General features: G+C 60.7%; 9 protein-coding genes. 4 read left to right on the top strand and 5 right to left on the bottom strand.

Going from position 1 to position 9139, the window contains the following annotated elements:
• Window positions 1–101 precede the first annotated feature (101 nt).
• Together ACRESJ_RS02375 and ACRESJ_RS02370 are read right to left on the bottom strand one after the other, a co-directional pair.
• Complete coding sequence (locus ACRESJ_RS02375; protein WP_431756460.1) at window positions 102–3200, bottom strand: multidrug efflux RND transporter permease subunit; 3099 nt, start codon at window positions 3198–3200, stop codon at window positions 102–104.
• Window positions 3201–3215: 15 nt separating this feature from the next.
• Window positions 3216–4373, bottom strand: coding sequence for an efflux RND transporter periplasmic adaptor subunit (locus ACRESJ_RS02370; protein ID WP_431756459.1), 1158 nt, complete (start codon window positions 4371–4373; stop codon window positions 3216–3218).
• A 292-nt stretch (window positions 4374–4665) separates the two neighbouring features.
• Between ACRESJ_RS02370 and ACRESJ_RS02365 the strand changes: the two genes are divergently transcribed.
• From ACRESJ_RS02365 to ACRESJ_RS02355, 3 genes are all read left to right on the top strand, one after another.
• Window positions 4666–5367 carry a response regulator gene (locus tag ACRESJ_RS02365; protein WP_431756458.1) on the top strand — a complete coding sequence of 234 codons (702 nt, stop codon included), beginning with the start codon at window positions 4666–4668 and terminating at the stop codon, window positions 5365–5367.
• A 4-nt stretch (window positions 5368–5371) separates the two neighbouring features.
• Window positions 5372–6670, top strand: coding sequence for an ATP-binding protein (locus ACRESJ_RS02360; RefSeq protein ID WP_431756457.1), 1299 nt, complete (start codon window positions 5372–5374; stop codon window positions 6668–6670).
• 108 nt (window positions 6671–6778) lie between these two features.
• Entirely contained in the window at window positions 6779–7054 is a 276-nt protein-coding gene (locus ACRESJ_RS02355; protein WP_431756456.1) for a hypothetical protein, read from the top strand.
• Here the strand turns inward: ACRESJ_RS02355 and ACRESJ_RS02350 are convergent, their stop codons facing one another.
• From ACRESJ_RS02350 to ACRESJ_RS02340, 3 genes are all read right to left on the bottom strand, one after another.
• A complete protein-coding gene (locus ACRESJ_RS02350) occupies window positions 7055–7816 on the bottom strand; it encodes an anti-sigma factor family protein (RefSeq protein WP_431756455.1) in 762 nt (253 codons plus the stop codon).
• The gene (locus ACRESJ_RS02345) at window positions 7813–8298 is read right to left on the bottom strand and encodes an RNA polymerase sigma factor (RefSeq protein ID WP_431756461.1); all 486 of its coding nucleotides are present in this window, start codon (window positions 8296–8298) and stop codon (window positions 7813–7815) included. Before ACRESJ_RS02345 ends, ACRESJ_RS02350 begins: the two co-directional genes overlap by 4 nt.
• Window positions 8299–8364: 66 nt before the next feature.
• On the bottom strand, window positions 8365–8901 hold the full coding sequence (locus ACRESJ_RS02340; protein ID WP_431756454.1) for a tetratricopeptide repeat protein: 537 nt from the start codon (window positions 8899–8901) through the stop codon (window positions 8365–8367).
• 21 nt (window positions 8902–8922) lie between these two features.
• Between ACRESJ_RS02340 and ACRESJ_RS02335 the strand changes: the two genes are divergently transcribed.
• Window positions 8923–9139, top strand: a 217-nt coding sequence (locus ACRESJ_RS02335; RefSeq protein WP_431756453.1) for a hypothetical protein, incomplete at its 3' end; no start/stop codon positions are given.

Below are 9139 nucleotides of genomic sequence, written 5' to 3'. Positions count from 1 at the left end.
TGCTCGCGAAAAACCTCAAGGCGCCGCGATCAGTCAGGATGCTTGCGTCATCGTTAACGTTTTTCGCGAGCAAGCTCGCTCCTACAAGGGGAATTGTTGTGTCAGGTGTCTTTGTGGCGTTTGCGCACCCGTTTCATGACCACAACGAAAAACACCGGCACAAACACCACCGCCAGCGTCGCCGTGATCATCCCGCCGATCACCCCGGTACCAATGGCTTGCTGGCTCGCCGAGCTGGCGCCGGTGGCAATGGCCAATGGCACCACGCCGAGGATGAACGCCAGCGATGTCATGACGATGGGCCGCAGTCGCAGGCGTGCGGCTTGCAGGGTCGCGTCGATCAGGTCTTGGCCTTCGTCATACAGGCTCTTGGCAAACTCGATGATCAGGATCGCGTTCTTTGCCGACAGGCCGATGATGGTGATCAACCCGACCTTGAAGAACACATCGTTCGGCATCCCGCGCAGCGTCACCGCCAGCACGGCGCCGAGTACGCCCAGGGGCACCACCAGCAGCACCGAGGTCGGGATCGACCAGCTCTCATACAACGCCGCCAGACACAGGAACACGATCAGCAGCGACAAACCGAGCAGGATCGGCGCCTGACTGCCGGACAACCGTTCCTGCAACGACAGCCCGGTCCATTCCTGGCCCAATCCAGCCGGGCCCAACGCCACCAAACGTTCAATCTCCGCCATGGCTTCGCCGCTGCTGTAACCGGGCTTCGGTTCGCCGGAAATAGCGATGGCCGGATAGCCGTTGTAACGGGTCAACTGCGCAGGTCCCAGAGTCCATTTGGCCGCGACGAAGGCCGACAGCGGCACCATTTTTCCGTTGTTGTTACGCACGTTGATTTTCAGCAGATCATCAATCTGGCTGCGCTGGTCGCCTTCGGCCTGCACGACCACACGCTGCATCCGCCCCTGATTGGGGAAGTCATTGATGTAGGCCGAACCGACGGCGGTGGACAGCACGCTGCTTATGTCGGCAAAGGACACACCCAACGCATTGGCCTGCTTGCGGTCGACGATCAGTTGCACCTGCGGTGCTTCGGCAAGCGCGCTTTCGCGCACGTTCATCAGGATCGGGCTTTTTTCAGCGGCGGCCAGCAACTTGGTGCGTGCCTGCATCAAGGTGACGTAGCCGAGGCCGCCACGGTCCTGCAAGCGGAACTCGAAACCGCTGGACGTACCCAGGCCATCGACCGGCGGCGGCAGCACCGCGAAGGTCACTGCGTCCTTGATCTGGCTGAGGGCGATGTTGGCGCGGTCGGCAATCGAGCTCGCCGAATCATCACTGCCACGCTGCGACCAGTCCCTGAGCGTGGTGAACGCCAGCGCCGCATTCTGGCCGCTGCCGGAGAAACTGAAGCCGAGAATTACCGTGCTGTCGCCGACACCCGGCTCAGTGGCGTTGTGCGCTTCGATCTGTTCGACCACCTGCACCGTACGATGCTTGCTTGCACCCGGTGGCAGCTGAACGTCGGTGATGGTGTAGCCCTGATCTTCCACCGGCAGGAACGAAGAAGGCAGGCGACTGAAACACACCCCAAGGCCCACCAGCAGCACGCCGTAGATCAGCAAGTAACGGCCGCTGCGTTTCAGCGCGTAGGCGACCCAGCCTTGATAGCGGTCGGTCAGTTGTTCAAAGCGGCGATTGAACCAGCCGAAAAAACCAGCTTTTTCGTGGTGCTCACCCTTGGCGATTGGCTTGAGCAAGGTCGCACACAACGCCGGGGTCAAGGTCAGGGCAAGGAACGCCGAGAACAGGATCGAGGTGGCCATCGACAGCGAAAACTGCTGGTAAATCACCCCGACCGAACCCTGCATGAAGGCCATTGGAATAAACACCGCCACCAGCACCAAGGTGATGCCGATGATCGCGCCGGTAATCTGCTTCATCGCTTTGCGGGTAGCGTCCTTGGGCGACAGGCCCTCAGTGGCCATGATTCGCTCGACGTTCTCCACCACCACAATGGCGTCGTCCACCAGGATGCCGATGGCCAGCACCATGCCGAACATGGTCAGCACGTTGATCGAGAAACCCAGGACCAGCATGGTTGCAAAAGTGCCCATGAGCGCCACCGGCACCACCAGCGTCGGAATCAGTGTGTAGCGAATGTTTTGCAGGAACAGGAACATCACCGCAAACACCAGCAACATGGCCTCGCCAAGGGTGTAGACCACTTTGGTGATCGAGACTTTGACGAAGGGCGAGGTGTCGTAAGGGATCTTGTACTCGACGTTCGCCGGGAAGTAGCGCGACAGTTCGTCCATCTTTGCCCGCACCAGCGTCGCGGTGCTCAGGGCGTTGGCCCCCGGTGACAGTTGCACGCCGACCGCGGTGGAAGGTTTGCCGTTCAGGCGTGTGGAGAACTGATAGTCCTGGCTGCCGATCTCGACCCGCGCCACATCGCCGATGCGCACCGTGGAACCGTCGGGATTGGCCTTGAGCACGATGTCGGCGAACTCTTCGGGTGTCGACAACTGGCCCTTGACCAGAATCGTCGCGGTGATTTCCTGAGTGGTGCGGCTCGGTAAGTCACCGATGCTGCCGGCCGAGACCTGGGCGTTCTGCGCGACGATGGCGGCGTTGACGTCGGCCGGGGTCAGGTTGAAACCGATCAGTTTTTGCGGGTCGATCCAGATGCGCATCGCCCGTTCGGCGCCGTACAGCTGCGCCTTGCCGACGCCGTCGATTCGCTTGATCTCGTTCATCACGTTGCGCGCCAGATAATCGCTGAGCGCCACGTCATCGAGCTTGCCGTCGCTGGAGGTGAGCGTGATCAACAGCAGGAAACCGGCGGAGACTTTCTCCACCTGCAAACCCTGTTGGTTGACCGCTTGCGGCAGGCGTGACTCCACGACCTTGAGGAGGTTCTGCACATCCACCTGAGCCATTTCCGGGTCGGTACCGGGCTGGAACGTCGCCTTGATCGTGGCGCTGCCCAGGCTGCTTTGCGACTCGAAATACAACAGGTGGTCCGCGCCGTTGAGTTCTTCCTCGATCAGGCTGACCACGCTTTCATCCACGGTTTGCGCCGAGGCGCCGGGGTACACGGCGTAGATTTCGATTTGCGGTGGCGCGACGTCGGGATATTGCGCCACCGGCAACTGTGGAATGGCCAAAGCGCCGGCCAGCAGGATGAACAGGGCGACCACCCAGGCGAACACCGGGCGGTCGATAAAGAACTGCGGCATAAACAAGCGTCCTGCTTACTGGCCAGAAACCTGGGCAAGTGGAAGAGGGGAGTCGTCGATCTGCACTTTCTCGCCGGGGCGGGCGTGTTGCAGACCTTCGATGACGATGCGATCGCCCGGTTTCAAACCTGCGGTGACGACCCAGCGTTCGTTCTGCACCGCGCCGAGCTCGACCGGTTGTTGGCCGACCCGCTGTTCGTCGTCGAGCAGCAGCACTTGCGCAATGCCGGCGCTGTCGCGCTGGATCGCCCGTTGCGGCACGCTGATGCCCTGCTGATTCACCGCTTGCTCAAGACGCACCCTTACGAAACTGCCGGGCAGCAAGTCGAGGTCGGGGTTGGGAAACTCGCTGCGCAGGATGATCTGACCGGTGCCGGGATCGACCGTGATGTCGGTGAACAGCAGCTTGCCCGGAAGCGGGTAGAGGCTGCCATCGTCCTGGATCAACGTCGCTTTGGCTTCGCGTTGGCCCACGGCTTCCAGATGGCCGGAACGCAAAGCCCGACGCAGATCGTTGAACTCGCGGGTCGATTGCGTGAGGTCGGCGTGGATCGGGTTCAGTTGCTGAATCAGTGCCAGCGGAGTGGTTTCGTTCTGGCCGACCAATGCGCCTTCCGTGACCAGCGCACGACCGATGCGCCCGGAAATGGGGGCGGTGACGGTGGCATACCCGAGATTCAACTTCGCGCGTTCGACAGCGGCTTTGCTGGCAGCAACATCCGCCGCGGTTTGCCGTGCGTTCGCCCGGGCATTGTCGTAATCCTGGCCGCTGATGGCTTTGTCATCGATCAACCGGGCGTAACGCTGTTCCTGCAGTCTTGCTTGAAACGCATTGGCCTCGGCCTTGCGTGATGCGGCTTCGGCGCTGTCGAGGTCAGCCTTGAACGGCGCCGGATCGATGCGAAACAGTACGTCGCCTTTTTTCACATCACTGCCTTCAAGGAACGTGCGCTGCAACACCACGCCAGCGACTCGGGCACGCACTTCGGCGATGCGGGGTGCGACGATCCGGCCGCTCAGCTCGCTGCTGATCGACAGTGCTCGGGTTTGGATGGTTTCGATGCGCACGGTGGCCAGTGGCGCCTGTTCTTCGGCGGTTGAGGCCTTGTCGCAGGCGCTCAGCGTGAATGCCAGCGCCAGAAGGCTGAATCTGGCAAGCAGATGGTTTGACATGAAATACCCCAATAGTGACCCCCAGGCATGCTACTGGGCGGCGGCGAGGGTAGCGGTGAAGCTTTGTTGGTGCTGTGTGAAATTGTGTAAGGGTTTTGCTCAGGTGGGGGGCAGGGCGTATATCCTTGGCGTCTTGATTCTTTCAGCGGCTGGTCTGGCCTCTTCGCGGGCAAGCCCGCTCCCACAGGATTGGATGCGGGCACAAATTTTGTGTACACCGCCTAAACCTGTGGGAGCTGGCTTGCAAGCGATAGCGATCTTCCGGTCACAACTGCATTTGCTGGAACCCCCCATGCCCAACATCCTCCTGGTCGAAGACGACTCCGCCCTCGCTGAACTGATTGCCAGCTACCTGGAGCGCAACGGCTACTGCGTCAACGTGATCGGCCGCGGCGATCAGGTGCGCGAGCGTGCGCGGCTCAATCCACCGGATTTGGTGATCCTCGACCTGATGCTGCCCGGTCTCGATGGCCTGCAAGTGTGCCGCTTGCTGCGGGCAGACTCGGCGATGTTGCCGATCCTGATGCTCACCGCCCGCGACGATAGCCACGATCAGGTGCTGGGCCTGGAAATGGGCGCCGACGACTACGTGACCAAGCCCTGCGAGCCACGGGTATTGCTGGCACGGGTGCGCACCTTGCTGCGCCGCAGTAGCCTCAGTGAACCGCAGACCGCCAATGACCGTATCCTGATGGGCAACCTGTGCATCGACCTGTCCGAGCGCACCGTGACCTGGCGTGAGCAACTGGTGGAGTTGTCCAGCGGTGAATACAACCTGCTGGTGGTGCTGGCCCGGCATGCCGGCGAAGTGCTGAGCCGAGACCAGATCCTGCAACGCCTGCGCGGCATCGAGTTCAACGGCACCGACCGCTCGGTGGACGTTGCAATCTCCAAGCTGCGGCGCAAGTTCGACGACCATGCCGGCGAGGCGCGCAAGATCAAGACGGTGTGGGGCAAGGGTTACCTGTTCAGCCGTTCCGAGTGGGAATGTTGAGACGATGTTCAGAATTCTTTTTCGTCTGTATCTGGTGACCATCGTTTCGTACAGCGCCGCGATCTACCTGGTGCCGGATCTGGTGGTGAAGGTTTTCTACGAGCGTTTCGTCAACTACAACCTCGAATACTCCCGTGGGCTGCAGAGCCTGATGGTCAAGCAGTTCAAGGCAGTGCCGAACGAGCAATGGCCGGCGCTGGCGGCGCAAATGGACAAGGAATTCGAACCGCTGCACATCGTGCTCAGCGGCAACGACGATCCTGGCTTCTCCGCCGACGAACAACAGCGCCTGCAGCGCGGCGAGAACATCGTGCGCGTAGGCGACTGGGGCTGGCGCACGCTGGCGGTGACGCCGCTGGACGAGCGCACGGTGGTGCAGATGGTCGTACCGCCAGACCCGATGGACGTCAACCTGTTGTACTGGGGCATCAACGTGCTGATCGGCGCGACCTTGCTTGCCTGCCTGTTGCTGTGGTTGCGCCCGCACTGGCGCGATCTTGAGCGCCTGAAAAGCGCGGCCGAGCGCTTCGGCAAGGGGCATTTGAGTGAGCGCACGCAGATTGCCGCCAGCTCCAATATCGGCAGCCTGGCCAGTGTCTTCGACACCATGGCCGGGGATATCGAGAACCTTTTGAATCAGCAACGGGACTTGCTCAACGCGGTTTCCCATGAACTGCGTACACCGCTGACACGCCTGGATTTCGGCCTGGCACTGGCGCTGTCCGAAGACATGCCAGCCGCCAGCCGAGAACGCCTGCAAGGGCTTGTCGATCACATTCGCGAACTCGATGAACTGGTGCTGGAACTGTTGTCCTACAGCCGTTTGCAGAACCCGGCGCGGGTACCGGAGCAGGTCGAGGTGTCGCTGGACGAATTTATCGACAGCATTTTGGGCAGCGTCGATGACGAGCAGTCTCCCGACATCGTCATCGACGTGCTGCTCCACAATCAGCTCGAGCGCTTCACCCTCGACCCACGCCTGACCGCCCGCGCCCTGCAGAACCTGCTGCGCAATGCCATGCGTTACTGCGAAAAGCGCATTCAGATCGGCGTGCAGGTGTGCGCCAAAGGGTGTGAGATTTGGGTGGACGACGACGGAATCGGCATTCCGGATGAGGACCGCGAGCGAATTTTCGAACCCTTCTATCGGCTCGATCGCAGTCGTGACCGGGCAACAGGCGGGTTCGGCCTGGGGTTGGCAATCAGTCGTCGGGCGCTTGAAGCGCAGGGCGGAACGCTGACTGCCCAAGCGTCGCCGTTGGGTGGGGCACGGTTCCGCTTGTGGCTGTCTGCGGCGTCTTGAGGGTGCGGGCCTGTCAAAGTTGACAGTAGTCAACCTTGCGAATTCGGCGTTTGATTGTCCCTGCGCAGTCGGGCTGTCGCGACAAGGACTGAGGACTGGAGGCGAGTGATGGATGCACCCACAATAAAAACAATCGGCAAAGGCACGATCAATGCCATCAGGAACGTCTGGGTCGATGCAATGTCGACCAAGTTCGCGATGGTCATGCCCGATGACGGTTATTGCAGGGTTGCCATTCGCATCGGACGCAACCGCACGGCCGAAGGCCGCGATTGTTTTCAAATAGGCGACAAGGTCAGGTACACCGTTCTCGTAGCGCAAGGTGACGAGTATCCCCGAGCGATAAACCTGGTGAAGTCCACTGCCGGCATTCAGTCCGGCTGATCAGCCGCTCAGGCGAGCGCGTAAGTCGTTGGCCATGCCTTGTAGATCGTCCATGGGGTTATGTCCGATCAGCATCCATGCATGTTCCATGTCCGCCCAGTAGACGATGTTCAGCTCCCGTCGTTGCTCCTGGGCGAAATGCCGGCTGCCCGTGTTGGAACGGGTGATGCACAGCGCCAGCGGACCATGGGCCGGATCGAGGTAGGTGATCTGGGCAATGGGCACGCCATCGTATTCAAGAATCTGTGCGCGCTTGAGTTCGGCGCGGGGTAAAGCCAGTTGCGCGTGTGCCAGTCTCAAGCCCAGGCGCGCGTCGATCGTGCGCAGCTGGCTTCGCTGGGCGACTGCGTCAGTGGGCAGGTCATCGAGGGTTTGCGGCACATAGAGCGTCATGTAATCGGCCACCAATTGGCGCCAATTTTCTTTTTGCTGACTCATTTGCCAACCGATAAACAAACGGTCTGCCAGCACTCCACTCATTACCAGCCCGGCTGCGGCTGCGAGGAACCAGCGGCGACTGAGCGCCGGACGGGCCGGCGCTGGCAGCGTGTCGAGCATTGCTTGCAGATGGACCATGGGCGCTTGACGACCCAGTTCGTCGTAGGCGGACTTGAAGGGCAGGCTGCTGCGGTTGAGCCATTGCAGGCGCAGGCCGATCATCGGGTCCTGGGACACGGCGTCGTCGATGCGCTGGCGCTGTTCGGTGTCGAGCTGGCCGTCGAGATAGGCCACCAGTTGCTCGTCCGAGACTTTTGCGTTCATCGATGTTCTCCGCTTGAAGAATGTGGGACGGACTGCAAAGGCGGGTACTCGGCGAGTTTGCCCCGGGCAGTGGCCAGGCGACTCATCACGGTGCCGATGGGTATTTGCAAGACCTCGGCGACTTCGCGGTAGGACAAGCCTTCGACATAGGCCAGAAACACCGCTTCGCGTTGGGCTTCAGGCAACGCATCGACCCTGCGGATGACTTGCGCCGCCATGACATGGGTTTGCGCTGCGTACTCACCATCGAACGACAACACTTCTTCACCCTCTACCGTGCCTTGCCCGTGACGCACCCGACGCGCTCGCACTTCGTTGAGCCAGATCGAATGCAGAATGCTCATCAGCCAATGGTCCATGCGCGTGCCCGGCGCAAACTGAGCGGCCCGTTCCAGCGCCCGCACGCAAGTGGCTTGCACCAGGTCTTCGGCGACATGCCGTTGCCTGGACAGCAGCAGGCCGTAGCGCCACAAACGCGCCAGGTGCTGGCCCAGCTCTGTACGTATTGCCTGATCGCTGGCGATAACGACCTCCGTCTGTTCGCGGTGTCAGGTTTTCGACGAATCGTTGATGGCTTCTGCCAGGTCCTGGTATTCCTCGCAGGTGGTGTTGCCACAAATCGATTTGATCTGCTGCAACTGCTCCTGGGCGAGATCCAACTGACCTTTGATCACATACGCCTCACCAAGATACTCACGAACCTGTGCGTACTGAGGGTTCAGTTTGACAGATTGCAGGTAAAAACCGATGCCTTCATCCGTGCGTCCCAGCTTGCGCGTGGCGTAGCCTCGGTAGTTCAAGGCTTTGGCGGTGTTGGGTTGCTCGAGGGTATCGAGCAGCGCCAGGGCTTCTTCGTAGCGCCCGTCCTTGGCCAGTTGATAGGCGTAATCGGTGCGGTCGGCATCCGACACCTCTTTGCTGGTTTGCTTGACGCATTTCTGTGCTTTGTTGTCGTACACCTGATCCCTGGGGCACTGAGGCGTGGCGGGTGAATCACCGCCATCGCCGTGCGCCCATGCGTGTGAGCTCGACAGCACGACAGCAAGCATCAACGGTGCAGTGAAAATCGAGAAGCGGCTATTCATGGGTCAGGCTCCATGGGAAGTGTGGGTGACGATCAAAACGAGAACACCGCAGCGGGGAAAAATATTCATTTCCTTATGGGGTACTGTGCAATGAAAGCTGAATTCGAAGGGTTGTGCCCGCGAATTCGCCCCAGGGCGAAAATACTCCACACGGCAGAAGCTTTTGTAGGAGCGAGCTTGCTCGCGAAAAACGTTAACGAGTACGCGCGTATCCTGAATGATCGCGGTGCCTACAGGT

This window comes from Pseudomonas sp. (assembly GCF_050739655.1).
Lineage (GTDB): Bacteria > Pseudomonadota > Gammaproteobacteria > Pseudomonadales > Pseudomonadaceae > Aquipseudomonas.
This window is presented reverse-complemented; position numbering and strand designations above follow the sequence as displayed.